At 37.8% G+C, this 22,778-nt stretch carries 20 protein-coding genes and 2 pseudogenes; 4 read left to right on the top strand and 18 right to left on the bottom strand.

The window, feature by feature from the left end; genetic code table 11:
* Positions 1-12 precede the first annotated feature (12 nt).
* From pabB to ACQKL0_RS09200, 6 genes are all read right to left on the bottom strand, one after another.
* Positions 13-1,761: an aminodeoxychorismate synthase component I gene (gene pabB / locus ACQKL0_RS09225; protein ID WP_427687100.1), complete on the bottom strand. Its 1,749-nt coding sequence runs from the start codon at positions 1,759-1,761 to the stop codon at positions 13-15.
* 89 nt (positions 1,762-1,850) lie between these two features.
* Entirely contained in the window at positions 1,851-2,873 is a 1,023-nt protein-coding gene (locus tag ACQKL0_RS09220; RefSeq protein WP_427687098.1) for an LLM class flavin-dependent oxidoreductase, read from the bottom strand.
* 88 nt (positions 2,874-2,961) lie between these two features.
* Positions 2,962-3,960: an LLM class flavin-dependent oxidoreductase gene (locus tag ACQKL0_RS09215; protein ID WP_427687096.1), complete on the bottom strand. Its 999-nt coding sequence runs from the start codon at positions 3,958-3,960 to the stop codon at positions 2,962-2,964.
* Between the two features lie 271 nt (positions 3,961-4,231).
* On the bottom strand, positions 4,232-6,478 hold the full coding sequence (locus ACQKL0_RS09210) for an AAA domain-containing protein (RefSeq protein ID WP_427687094.1): 2,247 nt from the start codon (positions 6,476-6,478) through the stop codon (positions 4,232-4,234).
* A gap of 216 nt (positions 6,479-6,694) precedes the next feature.
* Complete coding sequence (gene pepF / locus ACQKL0_RS09205; RefSeq protein WP_407406899.1) at positions 6,695-8,491, bottom strand: oligoendopeptidase F; 1,797 nt, start codon at positions 8,489-8,491, stop codon at positions 6,695-6,697.
* 170 nt (positions 8,492-8,661) lie between these two features.
* On the bottom strand, positions 8,662-9,396 hold the full coding sequence (locus tag ACQKL0_RS09200) for a YqcI/YcgG family protein (RefSeq protein WP_427687093.1): 735 nt from the start codon (positions 9,394-9,396) through the stop codon (positions 8,662-8,664).
* Between the two features lie 239 nt (positions 9,397-9,635).
* On the opposite strand from ACQKL0_RS09200, the gene ACQKL0_RS09195 reads away from it, so the two are divergent.
* Positions 9,636-9,890 carry a small, acid-soluble spore protein, alpha/beta type gene (locus ACQKL0_RS09195; RefSeq protein ID WP_402868617.1) on the top strand — a complete coding sequence of 85 codons (255 nt, stop codon included), beginning with the start codon at positions 9,636-9,638 and terminating at the stop codon, positions 9,888-9,890.
* Positions 9,891-10,086: 196 nt separating this feature from the next.
* Here the strand turns inward: ACQKL0_RS09195 and ACQKL0_RS09190 are convergent, their stop codons facing one another.
* On the bottom strand, positions 10,087-11,175 hold the full coding sequence (locus tag ACQKL0_RS09190; protein ID WP_402868619.1) for a branched-chain amino acid aminotransferase: 1,089 nt from the start codon (positions 11,173-11,175) through the stop codon (positions 10,087-10,089).
* 551 nt (positions 11,176-11,726) lie between these two features.
* Here ACQKL0_RS09190 and ACQKL0_RS09185 point away from each other — a divergent pair.
* Together ACQKL0_RS09185 and ACQKL0_RS09180 are read left to right on the top strand one after the other, a co-directional pair.
* A complete protein-coding gene (locus tag ACQKL0_RS09185) occupies positions 11,727-12,998 on the top strand; it encodes an L-lactate MFS transporter (RefSeq protein ID WP_427687091.1) in 1,272 nt (423 codons plus the stop codon).
* Positions 12,999-13,370: 372 nt separating this feature from the next.
* The gene (locus ACQKL0_RS09180; protein WP_427687089.1) at positions 13,371-14,183 is read left to right on the top strand and encodes a formate/nitrite transporter family protein; all 813 of its coding nucleotides are present in this window, start codon (positions 13,371-13,373) and stop codon (positions 14,181-14,183) included.
* A gap of 120 nt (positions 14,184-14,303) precedes the next feature.
* On the opposite strand, the pseudogene ACQKL0_RS09175 reads toward ACQKL0_RS09180, so the two are convergent.
* Together ACQKL0_RS09175 and ACQKL0_RS09170 are read right to left on the bottom strand one after the other, a co-directional pair.
* A pseudogene (locus ACQKL0_RS09175) lies at positions 14,304-14,787 on the bottom strand (HIT family protein).
* Between the two features lie 55 nt (positions 14,788-14,842).
* Positions 14,843-15,062, bottom strand: a pseudogene (locus ACQKL0_RS09170) (IS1595 family transposase); the annotation flags it as partial.
* Between the two features lie 286 nt (positions 15,063-15,348).
* Between ACQKL0_RS09170 and ACQKL0_RS09165 the strand changes: the two are divergent.
* On the top strand, positions 15,349-16,425 hold the full coding sequence (locus ACQKL0_RS09165) for an AI-2E family transporter (RefSeq protein ID WP_427687087.1): 1,077 nt from the start codon (positions 15,349-15,351) through the stop codon (positions 16,423-16,425).
* A 93-nt stretch (positions 16,426-16,518) separates the two neighbouring features.
* Here ACQKL0_RS09165 and ACQKL0_RS09160 read toward each other — a convergent pair whose 3' ends face one another.
* The 9 genes from ACQKL0_RS09160 to ACQKL0_RS09120 form a co-directional block, all read right to left on the bottom strand.
* Positions 16,519-16,977: a YueI family protein gene (locus ACQKL0_RS09160; RefSeq protein ID WP_402988534.1), complete on the bottom strand. Its 459-nt coding sequence runs from the start codon at positions 16,975-16,977 to the stop codon at positions 16,519-16,521.
* Between the two features lie 563 nt (positions 16,978-17,540).
* Complete coding sequence (locus tag ACQKL0_RS09155) at positions 17,541-17,663, bottom strand: hypothetical protein (RefSeq protein WP_402868629.1); 123 nt, start codon at positions 17,661-17,663, stop codon at positions 17,541-17,543.
* A gap of 114 nt (positions 17,664-17,777) precedes the next feature.
* Positions 17,778-18,200, bottom strand: coding sequence for a nucleoside 2-deoxyribosyltransferase (locus ACQKL0_RS09150; RefSeq protein ID WP_402988525.1), 423 nt, complete (start codon positions 18,198-18,200; stop codon positions 17,778-17,780).
* Positions 18,201-18,672: 472 nt separating this feature from the next.
* A complete protein-coding gene (locus ACQKL0_RS09145; RefSeq protein ID WP_402988520.1) occupies positions 18,673-19,023 on the bottom strand; it encodes a hypothetical protein in 351 nt (116 codons plus the stop codon).
* 124 nt (positions 19,024-19,147) lie between these two features.
* Positions 19,148-19,414 carry a DUF4190 domain-containing protein gene (locus ACQKL0_RS09140; protein WP_427687085.1) on the bottom strand — a complete coding sequence of 89 codons (267 nt, stop codon included), beginning with the start codon at positions 19,412-19,414 and terminating at the stop codon, positions 19,148-19,150.
* Between the two features lie 141 nt (positions 19,415-19,555).
* The gene (locus tag ACQKL0_RS09135; protein WP_402868637.1) at positions 19,556-20,206 is read right to left on the bottom strand and encodes an amino acid ABC transporter permease; all 651 of its coding nucleotides are present in this window, start codon (positions 20,204-20,206) and stop codon (positions 19,556-19,558) included.
* A 14-nt stretch (positions 20,207-20,220) separates the two neighbouring features.
* Positions 20,221-20,859, bottom strand: a complete 639-nt coding sequence (locus ACQKL0_RS09130) for an amino acid ABC transporter permease (RefSeq protein WP_427687083.1) — start codon at positions 20,857-20,859, stop codon at positions 20,221-20,223.
* Positions 20,860-20,981: 122 nt separating this feature from the next.
* Positions 20,982-21,809 carry a transporter substrate-binding domain-containing protein gene (locus ACQKL0_RS09125; RefSeq protein ID WP_402868641.1) on the bottom strand — a complete coding sequence of 276 codons (828 nt, stop codon included), beginning with the start codon at positions 21,807-21,809 and terminating at the stop codon, positions 20,982-20,984.
* A gap of 22 nt (positions 21,810-21,831) precedes the next feature.
* Entirely contained in the window at positions 21,832-22,560 is a 729-nt protein-coding gene (locus ACQKL0_RS09120; protein ID WP_402868643.1) for an amino acid ABC transporter ATP-binding protein, read from the bottom strand.
* Positions 22,561-22,778: the final 218 nt, after the last annotated feature.

Raw genomic sequence — 22,778 nt, 5'->3', positions numbered from 1 at the left:
GTTATAGAGTTTTTATTGATTGGTAAGCTGAACCTTAATCCTTCCTCTTACACTATTAATAAACCAAATTTCCTCAGCAGTAACCAATTCTTCCTTTTTTATGACCCTTTCCTGGATTTCTTTCCTCTTTAATAGTTCTCGACGAAAAGTTCCTGCAAGCAAGCCTGATTCCAAAGGGGGAGTGATGAGTTCCCCATTGATTTTCACGACAATGTTTCCGTTCGTGAACTCCGTGACATCCCCTTTTTCATTCCAGAGCAATACGTCATGAAAGTCAGGATACCTTCTTTTAAATTCATCATAAACGCCTCGATTCGTAGTTTTATGATGAAGAAAAGGATTTTCACTATGAATCGGACTTTCGGCTACGATAACTGATATTTCCGGATTTACCCCATCAATTATTTGCCCAGAGACACTAATTTCCCCATTTTCCGAAACTAGCACACGAATCTTTTCTAACGTGTCGGTATGTATGGAGGCGTATTCTATCAGTTGATTTCTAAGCGTCTTTTCAGGGAGCCTGAAGCCAAAATAATCTGCAGATTGCATCACTCTTTCAATATGTTCCTCCAATAAAGAATATTCGCCATTCTCAAGCCTGATTGACTCTAAAAGCTGGTAAGCAGGGTGCTCTTCCGTCAATAGTTTTGCTTTCAAGAAGGCTTCCTCGTATTCTTCCAAAGAAGCCGAGTCCCAAGTGATTCCCCCTCCGACTCCATATGCAGCCTGACCAGTTTCCTTATCAATTACTACTGTCCGTATCGGTACATTGAAAACTGCTTCCCGATTAGGATTGATGTAGCCAATGGCGCCACAATATATTTCACGCGGTGAATTCTCAAGTTCAGCGATGATTTCCATTGTTTTAATTTTCGGTGCACCCGTTATCGATCCACATGGGAAAAGTGCCTTGAATAAATCAATAATAGTCGTTTCCGGCTTCGTACTTGCAGTGATTGTCGATGTCATTTGCCAAACTGTCGGATATTTTTCGATTTCCTTAAGCTTAGATACCTTAACAGTCCCTTTTTCCGATACCATCCCCATGTCATTTCTAAGCAAATCGACAATCATTAAATTTTCGGCTTGATTTTTTTCGGAATTGGCTAACCATTTGGCATTCTCCAAATCTCTCTCTCTATTTCCAGCCCGCTTTACTGTCCCCTTCATGGGACGGGTGATTAATTGTCCATCTTCCCATCGAAAGAATAACTCTGGAGAAGCGGAAAGAATCCGATATGTTCCCAGATTTAAATAAGCACTATAGTTGGAACGTTGAGCTCTTACAAGGCGATTATAAAATGCATAGTCATCCCCTTCAAACTTCGATCGTAACCGCATTGTGTAATTCACCTGATAGCTGTTACCTCTCTCTATCTCTTCTTTAATCCTTTGAAATCCAGCATGATAGGATTTAGAATCGGTTTCGGAATCCCAATCGGCCATATGAAAGGCACCCAACGTTTCTTCTATGAATTCTCCCGGACTTTCAAAAATCCCAAACCATAATAAAGGCATGTTTCCACCCTCTTTTACTTTCAAACAGTTATTAAAGGCTGGGGCGGCTTCATAAGAAACATAACCTGCTACATAATATCCTTCATCAATCGCTTTCTGTACTTCATCGAATTTGATTAACACTTCTTCAATCGAATGGGCAATCAGAATCTTTTTCGGCTTATTAAAATACATGGGCTTTTTATGTCCATATTTATCTGTAAAATGAAACAATAATGATATTGGAACTTCCTGGGTCATGTTTTGCTCCTTCAGTTTTAGTGAATAAAGATATCTCGTTTCCAGTTTTAAAAAAGAGCTTGCAGTGTTTCTGCAAGCTCTTTTAACCCTCATTTCATTCCAGTGACCTCGGCAACGATTTCATAAGAACGAAGTCGAGCTCCGTGATCATAAATCGCCGAGTTTATAATCATTTCATCCGCCTGTGTTTCATCAAGGAAAGCCTGTAATTGTTCCTTGACTTGTTCCGGATTCCCGATGATCGATGCGTTCAATTGCTTCATGACGATCGCTTTTTCGTATTCGGTCCAGAGCCCCTCCATCGAATCGACCGGCGGCGCCATTTGGCCAGGGGTATTCCGAATTAAATTTAAGAATTGTTGTTGATAAGAGGTCGCAATTTTGTGTGCTTCTTCAGTAGTGTCTGCCGCAAATACATTGATGCCTACCATCGCATGTGGTTTATCAAGTACATCGGAAGGTTGGAAATTATTCCGATATCGCGCTAATGCCGGTTTAGTGTTTTCGGGTGAAAAGTGACTGGCAAATGAGAAAGGCAGACCAAGTTTTGCCGATAGCGCTGCACTGAATCCGCTTGAACCGAGTAACCAAATAGGGATATCCTGTCCTTCCCCAGGTATAGCCCGGACCCGATTATGTTTGGAATCGGCACTTAGATAGCTGCGAAGCTGTTCCAACTGTTCCGGAAAATCCTGTCCATTATTACGGACATCACCGCGAAGAGCCATAGCAGTATACTGATCGCTTCCTGGAGCTCTTCCTAGACCCAAATCTATTCTGCCCGGATACATCGCCTCAAGTGTACCAAACTGTTCCGCAATAACAAGAGGAGCATGGTTCGGAAGCATGATCCCCCCTGAACCGACCCGGATTCTCTCCGTCTTGCCAGCGACATGGCCGATTAGCACGGAAGTCGCAGAGCTTGCGATGCCGGGCATGCTATGATGCTCAGCCACCCAGAAGCGGCGATATCCCCATTCTTCTGCGTGCTGGGCTAAGTTTACGGTATTATGAAATGCTGCAGATACTGTACCGCCTTCAATAATGGAGGCTAAGTCCAATACGGAAAAAGAAATATCACTCAGTTTTTTTGTTGATGTGTCATAATTCATATATTCAACTTCTTTCTCTTTTTAAAATGAATGGTCGCAAAGCCATCATATAGAAAATGCAGGGAAATTGCACATGAATTGCTTATACTTACTTTCCAAAAAGCTCCTTGGCAATCAAACGGAACGAGTTCAAGCGGTCTTCCAATAGATGTGTGATCGTGATAATCATGATTTCATCCGCTTGATATTGCTCCTTTAGGTCCAAAAGGCGACGCTTGACTTGTGATGGAGAACCAACAATCATCTTTTCATCTATTTTCCTCTTCCATTCTTTTTCCCTATCCGTCCATACATATTCGCTAGCCTCTTCTATACTAGGAACCATACTTCTTTCCCCTTTATCGCTTTGAATTCTCCATAAAGTATTGCTCAATGCAATTTCTTTTGCTTTTTGTTCATCTTCTGCACAAATTACAGATACCGTTAAGATTGTTTTCGGGGACAAAAGGTTCCCTTTTGGTTGAAAGTGGCTGCGATAATGCTGTAAACTTTTCACACCATCATTTTGGCTCATGAACTCGCCGAATGCGTACGCAACACCATTCTCCGCAGCAAGCTTCGCACTTTTTTCACTTGTGCCAAGAATCCATGGTTCCGGTAAAGTCTCTGGGACAGGTGCAGCCGCAACATTAGAAAACTGGTGATTCTCCGGAAAATCCCCTCTCAGAAAATGTAGCAATTCCTGTACTAGCTCTGGCATTTTGTAGACATTTTGCAAATAATTATCTGACAGTGCCATCGTTGCTTCTGCAGAACCACCTGGGGCACGTCCAATCCCAAGATCGACCCGACCTGGAAAAAGTGTGGCCAGCATGTTGAATGTTTCAGCCACTCGATATGGCTTATAATGTGGCAGTAAAACAGCACCTGCCCCAATTCTAATGTTCTTCGTTTGAGTACCAATGTAACTAAGCATCACCTCGGGTGTAGCACAGGCCAAACCTGGTAAATCGTGATGTTCCGTCAACCAAATTCTGTTGTATCCCAGTCTATCACCTTCCTGCGCTAGAAGTAGTGAATCATGTAAAGCTTGTTGTGCCGTTTGGCCAGATGAAATGGGCGATTGATCTAAAATACTAAGCTTCATTTCTTCCTTCCTTTCATGTTCTCTTTATACTTCATCGTAAATCATTGGTAGAAAATTGTCGCCTAATTGGCTTATACGTTGAATTCCTTAACTAAGACGATAAGGATTGGAACAAATTTCAGGATGAAAGTGTGATAACGATATTCTAGCGAGGTTATCTATTGGATAATGAATGATTTTTGGTCAAAAATAATTACTTATTCATATATTTTAACGAGTTGAACTATAAAATATTCACAAAAAAAGACCCAATCAGGGTCTTTTCGTCAAATTATTCATTTCTTTTAAATTGAGAGGAAAGTTCCATGGCGATGATTGACGAATCCAGTCGAGCGGATATAAACGGTGGCTGAATTCGATTATTTGTCTCAATAGGGACTCCCAGCCAGACAAAGCGTTTATCGAAGATGATAAACGAGAAGGAAACCGGCAAACTTATAAAGGAATGTAAAGGGATATCCGAATTTCTCTTTCCGGATATGATTGTCAACTTCACCTTGGGGTTTCTTTTCAACAAAATCTGCTTCCAATCATCTGACAGCAAGTTTGCATCAGGGATTGCCATAATCATCTCATGGTTGGTATTACCCAGATCCTCCAAGACTTTTTCCAGTTTTCGTGCATGCATCCACTGCAATCTGGAATGTTGGTGTTTCACCCATTTCCCAATGTCTTTCCTTGGAATCACCTGACCGTTATGCGTTTGATGGTCCACAAGTTGTCGAAGCGTTTTACTACGATATACATGTTTATTTATAAAAGAAGTATCGCACACATGCAGAAATTTACCTTTTGTCCGCGTTATTGCCACATTAATGAGCCGTTCACTTTCTCTTCCTGTCAATAACATCCCAGCTCGATCCTGTGGATAGCTATCTACCGTATCAAAAACCATTACATCACGTTCACTGCCCTGAAAACGATGGACAGTTGCGGCAATAATATCAGTGGTTTGCCGTTCGTTCCGGTACAGATCATCCAATAGCTTTTCCATCCATTCAGCCTGTGCCCGATATGGTGCCACATAACCAATCGATTTAGCACCATCAACATATGCTTCATGAATCAGCTGAAATGATAATAATAATTGCCAAAGATTCATCCTTGAGTGGGAAGTACGCTCCGCCATGCAATATTCACCAGAACAGCTCGTATCAAGAAGAACAGAAGCCTTGTTGGCAAACGGTTCCGCAGCCCTGATACTTTCTCTGCTCATCGAAACACTTTCATGATCTCCCACAAAATTGTTGTAGACAACACGGTTTGTAAAGGCCGAAATCTCTGGATGCATACGGCGCTGTTCTTTTAAAAGGAATAAATGTGGATGAAGCGTCCCTTCTTCAACTGATTGCGCCACTCCAGCCCTATGGAATATATCCTCTTTCAACCAAAGTTTCACTAAGGAATCACGGGCTGCTGCGATCGGTGGAAGCTGTTTGAAATCACCTGAAACTAAAATGTGTTTAGATAAAGCCGCAGCAAATGCTACTTGCGGTACGTATGCCATGCTGGCTTCATCCAAAATGATCAAGTCATACTCCCTAGTGTATAACGTTTCATCTTTAGCGGCTTTTGCCAGGGTCGTCCCGATTATTTTAGCTTCTTTTAGGAATTCTATCTCTTTTTGACGGATTTTCTCCAAAACCCGCGCCAATTTCTTTTCTAATTCAAGCAATTCGTCGGTGTCCCTTTTACTGAATGAACCTGCTAAATCCTGTTTCAATAAACGTTTTTCTCCTACAAGTTTCTCTTTATCCGCTAATAAGTCCGGTTCATGCTTCCCTAGTAATTGCCCCGTTACAATATCTTCATGAATTGCTAAGGATTCACCGATTTGTGACCCATATCGAAGGACGTCCCCTTCGTGAAAACGTTCTTTCCTTTTTATGAATGAAGAAATTTCGGCCATCAAAACATCAACAGCTTGATTACTATGAGACAGGACGAGTATCTTTTTACCTTGAAAATAATGGTTGGCAGCCGTACGAGCCAATGTATAGGTCTTTCCAGTCCCGGGTGGGCCCCAGACAAATGTGACTGGATTGAACTTTGAGCGTGCATACAATTCCCTCACACTACTTTGTTTCTCGCTGGAAGGATGTTTTTGTGGCATGGAAGGATCCATAAGACGCTTAATCCTCAGCCTCTTTTTCTTACTTCTCTTAACTTCATCTAACCTTGTGATTAGTTGCTCTAAAAGTTCCCAAGGATCGTGGTATAGAAATGCTTCCCCTATTAAATCACCCAATGACCGTTCAAAGGAAAGGATGATGCTTTTTCCTTCTGACGATAAAACTCTCCCATCCTGTTTGATTCCTCCCCATTCCAGCCGTACAATCGACCCGACCGGAATTTTCACTGAAGAGCCCGTTTCGAAGAAATAGGTGAATGAGCCATCACTTGAAAGGAGATGGCCATTTGAAACTAAATATTTTGTACTTCCGTATTTCTTTAGATGCAGAATTTCAAGTTGAAGGGCCTGTTGCCATTCTTTTATATAATTTACCGTTGAATTCATTGTTCACGTTCCCTCACAATTTATGCTAATGAATGAAAAAGAAAGCTATACTAAAATACTTTTGTTTGTAAAATTCGGCCACAAAAAAGTGTATACTCTCTCAACATACGGAATAAGACCCAATCAATGAAGATTGGGCCTCTCTTTTGCCAATAATCTTACTATAGCATCTTTTCATTCATCGTACCATGGGCTGTTTTGGAAGAAATGGGTACATTAGCCCTCGTTCAGCTCGGCAAATTGTTCAACCAAATCACTGAAAATTTTCATCGCATTTTCAATCGGTTCCGGTTTGGTTAAATCCACTCCGGTTTTCTTAAGCAATTCTAAAGGAAAATCCGAGCTGCCGCTTTTCAAGAACGTTAAATAGCTTTCAAGGGTCTCTTTGTCTCCAGAAAGGATTTTATCCGCAATGGTGATGGCAGATACATAGCCCGTAGCATACTTGTAGACGTAAAATGGACGATAGAAATGAGGGATGCGTGACCAACCATATTTCACTTCCTCATTGAAGATGATCTCCGGACCATTATACGTGCGAAAAATCTCTTCATAAGCTGTATTCAAAACCTCTACATTAAGAGGTTCATCATTTTCCGCCTTTTCATGGACAATCTTTTCAAATTCAGCAAACATGACTTGCGTGAAGAAGGTTCCTTTAAAGCTATCAATAAAATGATTGAGCAAATGCTTCTTCTTTTGAAGGTCCTCGGTCGTTTTAAGTAAATGACGTATCAGTAAAATCTCATTTACGGTTGAAGCTACCTCCGCAACAAAAATGGAATAACCAGCTGTGATTTTTGGTTGATATTTTGAGCTGAAGTACGAATGCATGCCATGACCGGACTCATGAGCTAGTGTAAACACACTGTCAAGATCGTCACGGTGATTCAGCAATATGAATGGATGCACACCGTAAAGTCCCAAGTTATAGGCTCCAGACCGTTTTCCCGGTGTTTCCCTTACATCATAATAGCGGTTTTCCTTAAAGCTTTTTAGGATTTCTACATATTCCTCACCTAATGGCTTCAACGCATCGATCATTAATGCAAATCCATCATCATAGGTAATGTCTTCTTTAGCGCCTTCAACAAGTGGCACGCTTAAGTCATATGCACGCAATTCATCCACACCCAATACCTTTTTGCGCAAAGCGATATATTTATGCATAGGTTCGATATTTTCTTTTGTGGACGTGATGAGATTATCGTACACTTCTTTTGGCACTTTGTCCCCGAATAGGGATTTCTCTAAAGCGGATGGATAGTTCCGAAGCTTCGATAAGTTGACATTATTTCTTATTGCCGTTGAAAGAGTGGAAGCTATTGTATTTTTTAATTGTAGATAAGGTTGGTAATAAGCCAAATAGGCCTCTTTCCGCTTTTCCCTGTCATCATCTTCTATTAATTTTGAATACATTCCGCGGGTCAACTCTACTTTTTGACCTTTTTCATCTGTCACTTCACCGAATTTAATATCCGCATTGTTAATCATCCCGAAAGTTTTTTGCGGAGCTGAAAATGCATCACCTATTTGGGAAAGTACTTCTTCCTGTTCCTTCGATAACACATGGGCTTTATAACGGTATGAATCAAGTAAATCTTCCTCAAAGTATTTTAACCCCTCTACTTCTGCTATGTATCTTTTAAGTGTTTTTTCATCTAAGCCTAGTAAGAATGGCATAAAGAAGGCAGATGCACTGCTAATCTTTCTGCCTAACTGACCTGCTCGGTCAAGTAGTGCCTGAGATGAGGTGACACGGGTATCCAAATCCGCTTGGAGCATGGCAAACACATAGAGTTTATTATAGGTATATCCGATTTCTTCACTTAAATGTAAGTAATCAAACAACTCTTGAGCTGTATGAATATGACCGTCAAAAGCCTTTAATGTATCAGTTACAGTAAGGACTTCTTGAAAATCCTTCTCCCAATCATCTTGGTTTTTATAAATATCAGTAAGATTCCACGTTTCTTCCTGTTTTACTTCTTCACGTGTCTTGAATGTTTTCATGATAACACTCCCTTTCATATCCCTTATCCTCTTATTATAAGCGACTTTCCGGAAAACCTGCACAGAAATGCATGGTTGAGGATTTTTATTTTTTTATTGTTAATTGGATTAAATCTTACTATCCATTTCAAGAAGCAGATAATGAAAAAACGAGAGCATCTTGCCCTCGTTTACTTGGAATCTTTATGATGAAACGGACATTTCCCAAGGATTGGTTCGCTATCATCACCTATGAAGAATTGTTTCCATTCATTGTGGTTGACATCTCCATAATGACTGATGTCTGGATGCGTGGGCAGGTTATCCCACTTTTCGACTCGTTCCCTTACCTTTTCACGTGACATGATTCCTCCCTTTTCCGTTCCTTCTAACCCTTCAAATATCATTCGAGGTTGAAATCCTAGGACGAGGCTATTACCTAAATCACGCGTTTTACGCTGTTTATATGCCGGTGCATTTCCAAAAATAAAGATGGGCTCCCCTGCAAAATGAAAGTCCCACAGATAATGTTCAGGATCCTTTGGCTTCTCTATCGGCCAAGGTGTATGATCATGGGCATGTAAATATTGAAGGATATCCCAGAATCGCTTGCGATATAATTCCAAGTCACGTTCTTCTTTTTCCGGCTCCATAAAAACAAAAAGACCATGCCTAATATATGGAGGCTCCTGAAATAATTGCAGAAATTTTTCTACAGCCTTTGGGAGATTGGACCAATCTTCCTGAGTGATATATGCATAACGCAGTTCACCTTTATTTTCTGCCTTCATGCCAAAATAACAAGGAAAAGTCTTGTCTGTTACCGTATCATGGAAAGTTTGATATTCTTTAATCACCCATTGTGGTACTCTTTTTGGGTTCGTCATGTCTTCTTTCGTTAATAAACAAGAATTCGCAGTCAGCATTTCACTACTCCTCACAAATATTATTTATATTTATGTACCCGTTGCCTAAAAAGTAAAACGTCCGAGGTGACTGCAATTATTGACATTCCACGTTAAAATTTCCCTTTACCTTTCCTTTTGTTCGTTATTTGAAATGACAAATAGAAGAGTTCATATGAAAATTTTTCAATCGATCACTAGCATGAGCATATGATGTTTTTTTACCTTTTGGACAGCCTAAAATAAAGGGGTGATAATCGGTGTCAAGAAGAAATAAAATCCTAGTAGAAGAAGCCCGAGCAGACCTTAATCAACTAAAAGCCAAAGTTGCTGGATCAAGAACCCATGAGGAGGCGAAATTTGAAGCTGCCAATGAAGTCGGCATTCCTTTAAAAAAAGGGTATAATGGCCAAATGACAGCAAAGCAAGCTGGTAAAATTGGCGGTCATTTGGGAGGTAATATGGTTAAGTCACTTGTTGAAATGGCCAAAGAAAACCTAAAAGTCCAAAAGTAATGTTATATAAAGTGTGGCTCCTCATTCCAGAATAAACATATCTTCCCCATTCTTAACTAAACTATATTGAACATGGTATCCTGTTATTCCAAAATTTTAAAAAGGGGTCTGGAAATAAATCATTCCAGACCCCTTTTGATGAAGGCAAAATGTTTTTTCCTAACATTCCGACTCATTTCTGTATAACTTCAAAATCTTAGAGAGTAACTTTTTCTTCAACTTTCGTAGTCCAACCCAATTCATCTTGAATTTTACCTGTTTGAATTCCAGTTAGCGTTTCATATAGTTTTTTGGATAGTTCACCCGTTTCACCATTTTGAACGACCATTTCTTCACCATTCCATAGGAATTCACCTATAGGAGAAATGACGGCTGCAGTTCCAGTACCGAATGCTTCTTCTAATTGACCTGATTTATAGGCATCATAGACATCCTGCATGGAAATTCGCTTTTCACTCACTGGAAGGTTCCAATGTTTTAACAATTCAATGATGGAATCGCGAGTGATGCCCGGAAGAATGCTACCATTTAAAGCTGGAGTAATAATTTCTCCATTGATTTTAAAGAAAACATTCATGCTTCCCACTTCTTCGATATATTTCTTCTCCACTCCATCAAGCCATAGAACTTGCGAATAACCAAGCTTTTCGGAAACCTCCTGAGCTTTAAGGCTCGAAGCATAGTTTCCTCCGGTTTTAGCTTCTCCAGTACCTCCATTCACTGCACGCGTAAAGGATGACTCAACCGCTATTTTCACTGGGTGAATACCTTCTTTATAATAAGAACCTACCGGCGACATAATGATGATGAATTTGTAACGGTCTGATGGAGAAACTCCTAAATAAGGTTCCGTCGCAATAATGAAAGGACGTATATATAATGATGTACCCTCTGCTCTAGGAATCCAGTCGTTATCAATACTAATTAACGTTTTTAACGCCTTCAATGCATAGTCGACATCTACATGAGGGATACATAAACGATCATTTGAATTATTTAAGCGTTGGAAATTCTTTTCCGGACGGAATAAGATAACTTCGTCTTCATCTGTTACATATGCTTTTAATCCTTCGAATACAGATTGTCCATAATGAAATATCATTGATGAAGGCTCTAATTCGAGCGGTTGATAAGGAACAATTCTTGGATCATGCCACCCTTGCCCTTGTGTATAGTCCATAATAAACATATGATCGGTAAATGTTTTACCGAACTCCAGCTGTTCAGCCTTTGGCTTTTCTTTCTTCGTTGTACTAAGCGTGATTTGCATGTCTTGTTCCTTCATTACCAAAACCCCTTGTTGAATATTTTTACAAGATTTCACTTCCATAAAACCTATCTTAATTAGTTTACTCCTATAAGGTTTCATAGTTCAAGCCCTTATAACTAAATTTTCCGAATTTTTTAAATAAAATTTCGTTTTCATCTAATTTTTTCGTCATTTAGAGGAAAATCCATTCTATTATGTAAGTTATTTGGTCATATCATTCCCTCCCATGCTATCGTTTATTGAATATTTATATGTTTTCAGCTAGCAAATTATCCAGTTTAATTGATTATTATCTCCTATCCCTACATATTAATTAAAAAAATTCTTTTCTCTCAAAATTTAATGGTGTGTATGTTTCTTCTATAAACTCTTTTACAAAAACACTCCCTTAATTAAGGCTTACTGTCATTTAATCTCATTTTTATTAAAAAAATTTAATTTAGTAGTTTACTAGTAAATAATAATCTTATATACTAAGGCAACGAGATAGATAAAATGCATATAACTTAACGAACCATAGATAAAACGCATGAATCTTTCTCATAACTGTGAAAAGGGGTACCAACATGACAAAAAACAGATGGTTAATCGCTTTATCAGCTATCGCTATCCACCTTTCTATAGGAGGGGCATATGCTTATAGTGTTTACAAAAAGCCCATAGTAGAAGCAATGGGCTGGTCAGAGACTGAAGTTACTTTAGCGTTTACTATAATGATGGCACTTGCAGGGACCTCTGCAGCTTTCTTTGGAAAGTTCGTAGAAAAAAATGGGCCAAGGAAGTCAGCCATGGTTGCCGCGGTACTATTTGGTTTAGGTCAAGCCGGATCTGGCGTGGCGATTATGATTGATTCGCTTCCACTTTACCTCCTTACCTATGGGTTTTTAAGCGGACTAGGAATGGGTATCGGTTACATATCACCAGTTTCGACCCTTGTTAAATGGTTCCCTGACAGAAGAGGACTTGCAACTGGGATGGCAGTGCTCGGTTTCGGTGCAGGTGCACTTATTACGGCGCCTGTTGCAGCTAGCCTTATGCAGTCTGTAGGAATATCTACTACCTATTATATTTTAGGCGCTGGATACTTCATCCTAATGTTTTTAGGTGCTTCTTATATTGCACCGCCCAAAGCAGGTTGGATTCCAGAAGGCATGAAACAAGACATCGAATCAGGAAAAAAGGAATTGAAAAAAGATTTAAGACAATCTACCGCGAAGGAAGCGGTTAGAACAAAACACTTTTGGATGTTATGGTTCATGAAATTGATCAACACTAGTGCAGGAATCATGATGATATCAGTAGCTTCTCCCATGGCTCAGGATGTAGTCGGGCTTTCAGTTGCTGGGGCGGCTACCCTAGTTGGTATCATGGGGATTTTCAATGGTGGTGGAAGACTTGGCTGGGCAGCCGCTTCCGATTATATCGGTCGTCCTAATGTTTTCGTCATTTTCTTCATCATCCAAATTGCGGCATTCCTATTACTTCCGACCACTACCAACTCCTTATTATTCCAAGGTCTGATTTTACTCGTTGTTAGTTGTTATGGAGGAGGGTTCTCTAACCTCCCTGCATTTGCCGGTGATTTATTCGGAACGAAAGAAATCGGTGCAATCCATGGTTACCTATTAACAACTTGGTCTCTTGGTGGAGTTTGTGGACCTATGTTGGTAACTTATATCAGAGAAAGTACAAATAGCTACATTCCTGTGTTTTACGTTTTCGCAGTCTTGATCACGATTGCATTCGTCATCTCCATATGGCTTCGTTTAGATATCAAGAAAATGAGAAACGCACAGGAACAACAAGGATTCAAGGCTCCAGTGGAAAAAATCTCCTGACATGAGCCTTGATTCATCAACTGAATAAGCTAAAAAAGGCATTATCGAAGCAGGCCCTTTGGGCAACATGCTTTTGATAATGCCTTTTTAGCTGCCTGAGGATTACATCCTTTACCAAGGCACACTATGCATCTGGTTATTTTTTCATTATTTTATTTTTTCAATATATTTATTAATTTTTCTCAAAACCCCAAAAACCCCATTAAAATCTATTTTTTTTTAAAAAAAAATAAAAAAATGTTATTTTGTTATAGAAAAATCTAAATAGAAGTGTATAATAACTGATGGTATTGTTTATATGGTAAGTAAGTCCTTGCCTCTTAACTACTAAAAAATAAAAAATAGAGAAAGTATTTTTCAAGGGGGAGCAAAATGAGTTATAACAACCCGCAACAAATGGCGCAAATTGCAATCAATGCAGGGAAAAAGAAAGCCACGTTGCCACTAAGAAGCATTTTAATTTTAGGATTCCTTGGAGGCGCGTTTATTGCCTTAGGTTTTCTATTTTACATCCGCGTTACGGCCGGATTACCGCCAGAATGGGGTACACTGAATAATCTTATAGGCGGATTAGTTTTCCCGCTAGGATTAATCCTTACGGTCGTTGCAGGCGCAGAATTGCTAACAGGAAACATGATGGCAGTCTCAATGGCAGCACTAGCTAAAAAGGTCACTGTTAAACAATTGACGATTAACTGGATTTTAATTGCCGTTACAAACCTAATAGGCTCCGTCTTTGTAGCATACGTATTCGGACACCTTCTTGGTTTGACCGAAACAGGGGTTTTCCTGGATAAAACCATTGCAGCTGCTAGCTCAAAGGTTGATGCAAGTTTTATTGAATCTTTCATCTCTGCAATAGGATGTAACTGGCTTGTAGCATTGGCTATTTGGATGAGCTATAGCGCAGAAGACACTACTGGTAAAATTGTTGGTTTGTTCTTACCAATTACAGCCTTCATCGCTATTGGATTCCAACACGTTGTAGCCAATATGTTCATCATTCCAGCTGGTATTTTCGCAGGTGCACTTACTTGGGGAGATTATATCATGAATTTCATTCCCGTATTTCTAGGTAACGCTGTCGGTGGGGGAATATTGGTAGGATGTCTTTACTACGGTGCTTTTGGACGTTCTGAAAAACAACCCGCAAAAGAAGTACAAAGTTTGAAAAAGTCATCATAAGGTTCGGATTAGATCTCCATTTTACATGGAGGTCTTTTTTTTATATAGGCTTTGTTATAGTTTAAGTTAAATTTTGATTTTAAAAAAGTAGAACTTCTTAAAAACGGAAGTTCTATTAAATTATTTATTTAGTTCTTCGGTAAGAATGTTGATGGCTTCCATAACTTCTTCAACATTTTCCTTGTCATTCATTTCATTTCTAGCGTGAAGTAATACTGGTCGAACTGACTCAACTGAACGCCCGAATATACATCCATTCATATCTTGGAACCATCCAAGTATGAAAATGATGGGTGGTGTCCTCATTGTAAAAATAATAGACATATTCAATTCCTAAAACGTCTCTTTGTGCTTTTCTTATCCTTGCTAAAATTTTTATATAGTCTAATCTTTCAGACTCGGTTAAATCATCTAGACATTTGATGTGTCTTTTAGAAGCTAAAATTATTAGCCCTCTAATTGGATATGCGACATCTTGATGGGCGTGAAAGAGCTCTGTTTCAATGATCACGCCGCCATCTGGTTCAACTACTCCACTTGTTAATGCACAACTAAGACACTCAACTTCTACCGTTCCTCCATTAGATAAGGTGATTTTTCTCAAGTGTTTTCCCCCGAGCAAAAAATATTTTACTTATTCCAGATATAACTCCATTTGGTTAAATATATAGTTTATATCTCGAACTCAGATAACCCAATTGCACTATATATATTTCTTTATTTGGAATTAAATTCCCCTTAACTAGTATATCTTTCATTGTGACTTCTTCTTTGAGGATGGATACTTTCTAATAGGTGTAACCAAGCGAGGTAATTATTTAGACATTTGGTTGCTACACCGTTAAATCGCTGTATCCATCCTTTAAGGCTGCGGTGGTAGGCACAACCGATGCTTTTCTGCTGGATTACGTTTTTGGATGAATTTAAGGATTTCAGTTGCTCTCATAGTTGTCTCCCATTCATATTTGATAATTCCATCATAGAACATTCGTTCCTTTAAAGTGAATATCAGACCTTTAACAGAACCTTTATATAAAATATTCAAGAATTTGTCCATTCATTTCTACTCTATCGAAAACCACTGAAAATGGCATAAAAGTTTAGTATAGCGTCATTCAAGGGAAATAGTGATAGTAAAAGTAGATGTAGAAGGGGGAATTCAATTGTGTGGATAAACAAACCTTTTTTTAAATATGCAACAGGGATTATTTTAACCATACTTATCATTGTATTACTTGGTAAGATAGAATATGTTTTTAGACCCATTCAAAATATCATTGCGGCCGTATTTTTCCCCATCCTATTAGCTGGATTGTTATATTACATATTAAGGCCGGTTGTTCAATTTCTAAGCAAGTTCATTCCTAAAACTTTGAGTATTTCCTTAGTTTTTCTGATAATATTTAGTGCAATTGGTTATGGCAGTTACTTTGGAAGCCCAGTTCTCGTTGATCAATTCCAAAAATTATCGGATCAATTCCCAGGTAAAGTCAAGGAACTTTCTGAACAATCCGAAGATGTCGAACATGTGATAGAGAAAAATGATTTTGGCATGGTAAATATAAAAACCCTTAAAGAGAACTCCGTAACCTATTTTAAGAATTTTTCAGATAAGATCATGGTAAATATCAACACCATTTTCACTACAGTAACAAGTGTTCTAACTGTTATAGTCATAACCCCGTTCATTTTATTTTATTTTCTGAAAGATGGCGAAAAATTAAGGCCGTTCTTATTAAAGTTTATTCCAAAAGAAGTGGAGGCAGAGGGAAACACTATATTAAAAGACGTCGATAAGACTCTATCGACCTATATTATCGGCCAATTCATCGTATCAATCGTAATTGGGGTCTTATTATGTATCGGATACCTCATCATTGGACTCGATTATGCATTAGTATTTGCCCTTATAGCTATGGTATTTACGATTGTACCCTTCCTAGGCCCACTGATAAGTGTACTTCCAGCTATTTTCATCGCTTTGCAAACAGATGTTGGTTTGGCGATAAAAGTCACCGTTGTCTTTATAGTGGTTCAGCAAATCGAAGGTCACCTGATTACTCCAAACATTATGGGAAAGAGACTTAACATTCACCCATTAACGATTATCTTGCTGCTCCTCGTTGCCAGTTCAATATATGGATTCATCGGTATGTTAATTGCAATTCCTGTTTACTCAGTCCTAAAAACCACCATCGGTAACTTTAGGAAGTTTTATAGATTGAGAAAGAAACGAACATAAATATATATGTTCTAAGAAGTGAGGGCCCATTATTGGTCCCTCTTTCTGAGGTTTTTTTCCATAGACTATTCCCATACCTTCGCTAGATTGCTCTTATCGTGGTTTCTTTAGTACTTTTTTTACATATCTCTTAATCCTTGCTTTTAAACTATTCTTCTTAACAGTTTTAGGTTTACTCTTTTCTTTCTCTTTCTCAATATAAATATTCCCTTTATCAATAGCATTTTTTTCGGCCAATACCAGACCTAAATCGGAATTGTATTCCTGATTTAAAACAACCTTGTACGGAATCTTATATTGATTAGATAATTTAATGTATTTCCCTAAGTACTGATAATCCATTTGACCATTCAGAAGTAAATTAGCCCGTGGATATTGTTTCATCCTATTTTCTATTTCTGGATATAGATTGTTTTCAAAGACTTGTGATTTTGTTAATACGATAATGACTCTTTCCCGTAACGTCCCAAGAAACTCCCTACGTTCACCCGGCTTGATTTCTTTTGTTCCATAAATTCCTTGTTCAAGGTAATCCTCCACTTTGCGAGACAAGTATTTTTCACCTCCTACATTCCTTCTTCATTATATGTCATTTTCCCTCTTATGGTGCCCAATTTCCTGTATGCTTCTAAATAAGTATGTATAAAAAACATGAAATTTAACCTCCATTCTTAAAGAGGCGTTAGTACTATGTAGAACTTTAAGAACAAAAAACTGTGAGGGATAAAAACTCTTAGCAGTGATAAACTAAAAATCCAATGACAAGTAGAATGATACAATTTTATACATTTAGACATTTTTCCCCAACTAAATTTATGAATTTCATGTTATAATTTACAAATAAACAGATGTTGATTTAAGCATGATCACACACTACATATAAGGAGGAAATACAGATGTATGATGGACTTCTCTTAACGATTATTGAATCAGTTTTTGTTGTCGGAACTATTTCCATGTTTGTTATTTTAGGATTTGTAAAGGGCCGCGTTTTTTAATTTCCACTACTATTCATTCTATTCTCACATGCCTGATTACTTACTCTTGTAATATTGGTAATCAGGTTAAACTTATTTACAAAAGAAAAAAGCATATCCATTGCGGCATGCTTTTCTTTACCAATTATCCGTCTTATCTAATAACTTATCAATGTCAAATGTATAGAGATGAACTGGAATTGATTCTTCGGCCATTTCTTCAGTAGCTAGTAATAACTTATCAATGTCTATAGTAGCCAAATAAACTTCCTCCCTTTTTTAGTAACCTATACCCGATATTTTTATATACTAAACATTACGTTTTGATTTTTATTTTTTTGGGGGTATATTCAACTGTTTATACAAAAGACATTATTAAGAATTCATAGGACTTGGATCATCTTGTTCTGCTGGGGCAAGTGATTGAATTAATTTCACCAACTTATATAAAGTCCCGCTGCAGATGATGGCACCAGGGATATTATGGAATATTGATTTTTTGTTAATATGATAATTCTCTTTTTCAGGCGAATACACAACTATTTTTTTATTTGAAGAAAGGGCATGTCCTAGTTCATAAAGGTTTCCCTTTCCCGCAGTAAGAAAGATTAACATAAAATCCGCTTCATCTATTCCTTCCTTTTCATAATCCCCTAAACTATTAGTGGTTTCTTTATTACCATTCTTGTCAAAAAGATTCCACTCATTTACACATGAGAACCCCTTTGCATTCAATTTCTTTATTAATGATTTAACTTGCTTTATATTTTTTTCATCCGATGCTATATAATACTTCACTAATACACCTCCATATTATTGATACTTTTTACCTATATTATCTACACTATACATATTCGTTATAAAGAACTCAATATCCTTTCAAAAATAAAAATAATTGTTTCTATTCTCTATATAAATCGGCTAGTATCAATAACACCATTGATGCATCAAGTTAATATGACAAAACTAAGCTATAATTTCTTGGTCTCCCAGTGGATATGAATACTTTTCTACCTAAGAATGATTAAACGAAGTAATTACCATTTTTCAATAAATTCGAAGAAAGACAGGCATGATAGCCTATTTAAATAACCCCTCATACATCTTATTCCTAAATGCTCGCCATTTGAAACCGTTAAAGTGCGAAGCTCTACTATCCTTTCGGAGGTACGTTCAAAAAGAACCTCTGCCATTCAAAATGAATTGTCATTATACTTTCCATAACCGTAGATTAAATACAGAAATCCCTTTTTCACACAGAAAAAAAGCCTTATCCTCTCCGTAGGGTAAGACTTTGTCTTTCTTTTTCATAAGTAATATGTTCAATTTCAATGCGAAATGGGTCAGCCTCGCAAATATTAATTCCTCGATCTACATTCACTTTTTCCATTTTAGTTGCATCAGGGATTAGTTTCTTTGAATGGATAAAATGTTCGACCATCGAACACAATAGTTCTTGAGCACAAGCTAGAGCGTCGCCCCTATCTCTTCCGCTAACGGAAGATGTGAAACCCTTTCTCTTAAAATCAGGAAAACACACTTGAATTGAAAATGAATCCATGATTAAAGGGTGCTTTTCATAATAAAAAACAGCAGGATACTTAAATATCTGATTGGACAAAAACAACATCCCCCCCTTAATATTTAGTTCATGTCAATCATAACATATTTTCCCAAAATAATCCTAATGAAGTATTTCCTTTATCTTCATATTTTCAAATTAGATAAGTAGAATTATCGCTATTTTATGACGGAATAGAAAATAAGAGGATAATAAGGACTATGATCATATTAAAAATGATCCCAATAATACTGCATACTTTTCCTGCTGTCGCCAAATTGATACCAGTCTCTCCCGAATGTACAATTTCTTTTGTACCATTTGAAGCAAAAATCAGACCTAATATCCCTAATATAACTCCGATAAAGGGAATGAGAAGGGATAGAATTCCTAGGATTAAAGAGGCTAGTGCTTTGCTATTGGTACGCTTAATTTCAGACAGCTTTTTCACCTTCTTTCCTCTTCATATGTATACGATTTTGAAATGCATATGATTCACATTATCGCTCATTACGAGTCCCCTCCTATGGAATAGAAAGAAAAAATAGCTGAGATATGATAAAAACTCCGACTCAAATATGAGTCGGGGGATTTAAGTACGTTTTAATTCTAGTCTCCTGGCCACTAAAGATAAGCTAAAATTAACGGCAAAATACATTAGGGCTACTAAAATTAAAATTGGAATCAAGAAATTTTGACCTTGCCCATAGATGATTTGCCCTTGATGGGTCAATTCTGGCAATGAAATCACTACCGCTAATGAGGTGTCTTTCAATAGAGAGATGAATTGGCTCACTAGAGGTGGGACCATTCGGCGTAGTGCCTGCGGAAGTATGATATGTATCAAGGCTTGCACATAACTTAAACCAGATGAACGAGCTGCCTCCATTTGTCCTTTATCAACTGATTTCAACCCACTTCGTATTACTTCGGATATCATGGCTGATTCAAAAACGGTCAAAGCAACAATCGCAGCTGGAATAATTTCCAACTTAATTCCTACTTCAGGCAACGCTAAATATGTAAAAAGAATGATTAACAACAATGGTAAATTACGAATGGTTTCAACGCCGACAGCTAAAATTTGTGATACAACTGGTATCTTTGCATAACGTAAAATGCCGACTAGTCCCCCGATGATAAAACTTAAAATGATAGATACAAAAGCCACCTGAATCGTTACCCAAAAACCTTCTAATAAAAACTTTAAATGATCTGGTGTGTATGCTCCTAAAAAATCCATGTCTTATACCTCCCTCAATTACTCTTAGCCAGACGTTTTTCTAAATAACCAACGCCAAGGCTTAAAGGAATGGTAAGAATTAAATAAAACGCTGCTACGAAAATGTAAACATCGAACACTACAAAGGTTCTTGAGGATATTAAATCACCGTGATACATAAGATCTAATCCAGCAACGACTGCTAAAATGGAAGAATTTTTAACGAGATTGATGAATTGGTTCCCAAGAGGGGGAATGACAATTTTCACGGCTTGTGGCAAGATGATGAATCTCATCGCCTGTCCATATGTCAGTCCTGAAGAACGGGCTGCTTCCATTTGTCCTTTCGATACCGAAAGAATGCCGGCTCTAATGGCTTCCGCAATAAATGATGATGTGTATATAGTCAAGGCTAACGTACCTGCATATAACCCACTTAATTTCAGGCCGAGGAAAAAGAAAAATGTGATGATCAATAAGGGTATATTCCGTATGAACTCCACATATGCGGTCCCAAACCAATTCAGAGGCTTAATCGGAGCAATTCTCATGATAGCAATAAGCACACCAAGGATTAAGCTTGATACTAAAGCAATTAAACTAGATATGATTGTATTTTTAAAACCCATTAAATACATATCTAAATTCTCTGTCAAAATGGAGAAATCAAGCAAGACATCCACTCTCCTCTAACTAATCAGGATGAGCAAATTGCTCATCCTGACAGATCCAAATATTATTCTTTTAGTAGGTAAGTAAAAATCCTATTTCTTCTTACCACATGTAAATGAATACGTTATTGCTTAATCCACTTATCATGAATTTCATCATATTTCCCGGAGTCTTTAATTGATTTAAGAGCTTTGTTCAATTCATCTACAAATTTTTCATTTCCTTTTTTAACTGCAATTCCATATGGCTCATCCGTAAATGTGCCGCCAACAAGTTCGTAATTTGGATCTTCATCAGCCATACCATAAAGTATGGAATCATCTGTCGTCAATGCATCACCTTGACCTGATTTAAGTGCTGCGAATGCTTCCGAATAATTTTCGAATTCCAAAACATTTGCTTCGGGAGCTTTTTCGCGGATATTTATGGCTGAGGTAGAGCCTTTTACAGCCAATACCTTTTTACCTTTTAAATTATCAATACCTTTGATGTCACTTCCTTTTTTAACAAGTAATGATTGTCCAGCATCGAAATAGACATCAGTGAAGTCAACTTCTTTTTTACGTTCTTCCGTAATGGTCATAGTCGCAACAATCGCATCGATATCCCCATTGTTCAATAAAGGCATTCTTGTTTTAGACGTTACTTCTTTGAATAATACTTTTTCTTCATCACCAAGGATCTCCGCTGCAAGTGCTTTCGCAATGTCGATGTCAAATCCTTCTACCTCTTTTGTATTTGGGTTTTTCAATCCAAACAGACGCGTATCATTCTTTACCCCGAATACGATTTTATCGTTATCCTTAATTTGAGTTAGAATATCTTTATCTTTGTTCCCGCTTCCACCATCTTTACCTTCATCAGAATCCTTTTCCCCGCCACAACCTGCTAATAGTATGACAGCTAGTACTGAAAGCAATGATAATTGTAACCATCTCTTTTTCTTCAACATGTAAATCCCCCCTATTTTTTATTTAATGATTTAATATACGGCTGAGAAATAGACGCGCCCTCTCTTCGTGAGGGTTTTCGTAAAAATCAGCCGGTATTGCCTCCTCCAAAATCCTGCCCTCATCCATGAATACGATTCGGTCCGCCACTTCACGGGCAAATCCCATTTCGTGTGTGACCACGACCATCGTCATTCCTTCTAGAGCAAGCTTTTTCATCACATCAAGTACCTCGCCAATCATTTCTGGATCCAAGGCTGAGGTAGGTTCATCAAACAACATGATTTCCGGTCCCATTGCCAGTCCTCTGGCAATGGCAACACGTTGCTGCTGTCCACCGGAAAGCTGTGAAGGATAAGAATTCGCCTTATCCGAGATCCCGACTTTTTCCAAATACTTTTGGGCAATTTTTTCCGCTTGCGCATTCGTTTGTCCTAAAACCTTCTTAGGTGCCAACATAATATTTTCCAATACGGTTTTATGAGGGTAAAGATGAAAATGTTGGAAAACCATACCGATGTTTTGGCGCAACTTATTAATGTCTGTTTTTTTATCCGCAACATTCATCTCATTGATGGACAGTGAACCTTCCGATATCGTTTCTAAGCGATTAATACAACGAAGAAGCGTACTTTTTCCTGATCCAGATGGACCGATTACTACGACCACTTCTCCCTTATTAATTGTTAGATTAATATCTTTCAATACATGAAAATCACCAAAATACTTATTAACCTGATCAAAAACTATCATAACTAATCCTCCCTAGCCTGCAACATTTTTCAAAAAACAAAAATAGTCCAAATAATCTGAATTAAAATGCGAAAAATGCAATAATTTTGATACCGGCCATCTTAGTTTACTTCATTCTATACCTATGTATAATTTTCTTAAGAGAGAACTCTTCTGAAAGTTATATCAAACTATTAATTCTAAAAAAATTCATTTACTATAACACTTTTTATTATATC

The organism is Peribacillus sp. NPDC097264 (genome assembly GCF_050277925.1).
GTDB lineage: Bacteria > Bacillota > Bacilli > Bacillales > DSM-1321 > Peribacillus.
The sequence above is the reverse complement of the archived record's forward strand: the minus strand, read 5'-3'. Positions and strand labels throughout refer to the sequence as shown.

Coding starts and splice junctions, on each gene's coding strand:
- ACQKL0_RS09185 (WP_427687091.1), top strand. CDS start 11,727: ATGACAAAAAACAGATGGTTAATCGCTTTATCAGCTATCGCTATCCAC.
- ACQKL0_RS09210 (WP_427687094.1), bottom strand. CDS start 6,478: ATGAATTCAACGGTAAATTATATAAAAGAATGGCAACAGGCCCTTCAA.
- ACQKL0_RS09120 (WP_402868643.1), bottom strand. CDS start 22,560: ATGATAGTTTTTGATCAGGTTAATAAGTATTTTGGTGATTTTCATGTA.
- pabB (WP_427687100.1), bottom strand. CDS start 1,761: ATGACCCAGGAAGTTCCAATATCATTATTGTTTCATTTTACAGATAAA.
- ACQKL0_RS09220 (WP_427687098.1), bottom strand. CDS start 2,873: ATGAATTATGACACATCAACAAAAAAACTGAGTGATATTTCTTTTTCC.
- ACQKL0_RS09180 (WP_427687089.1), top strand. CDS start 13,371: ATGAGTTATAACAACCCGCAACAAATGGCGCAAATTGCAATCAATGCA.
- ACQKL0_RS09135 (WP_402868637.1), bottom strand. CDS start 20,206: ATGGATTTTTTAGGAGCATACACACCAGATCATTTAAAGTTTTTATTA.
- ACQKL0_RS09190 (WP_402868619.1), bottom strand. CDS start 11,175: ATGAAGGAACAAGACATGCAAATCACGCTTAGTACAACGAAGAAAGAA.
- ACQKL0_RS09215 (WP_427687096.1), bottom strand. CDS start 3,960: ATGAAGCTTAGTATTTTAGATCAATCGCCCATTTCATCTGGCCAAACG.
- pepF (WP_407406899.1), bottom strand. CDS start 8,491: ATGAAAACATTCAAGACACGTGAAGAAGTAAAACAGGAAGAAACGTGG.
- ACQKL0_RS09125 (WP_402868641.1), bottom strand. CDS start 21,809: ATGTTGAAGAAAAAGAGATGGTTACAATTATCATTGCTTTCAGTACTA.
- ACQKL0_RS09200 (WP_427687093.1), bottom strand. CDS start 9,396: ATGCTGACTGCGAATTCTTGTTTATTAACGAAAGAAGACATGACGAAC.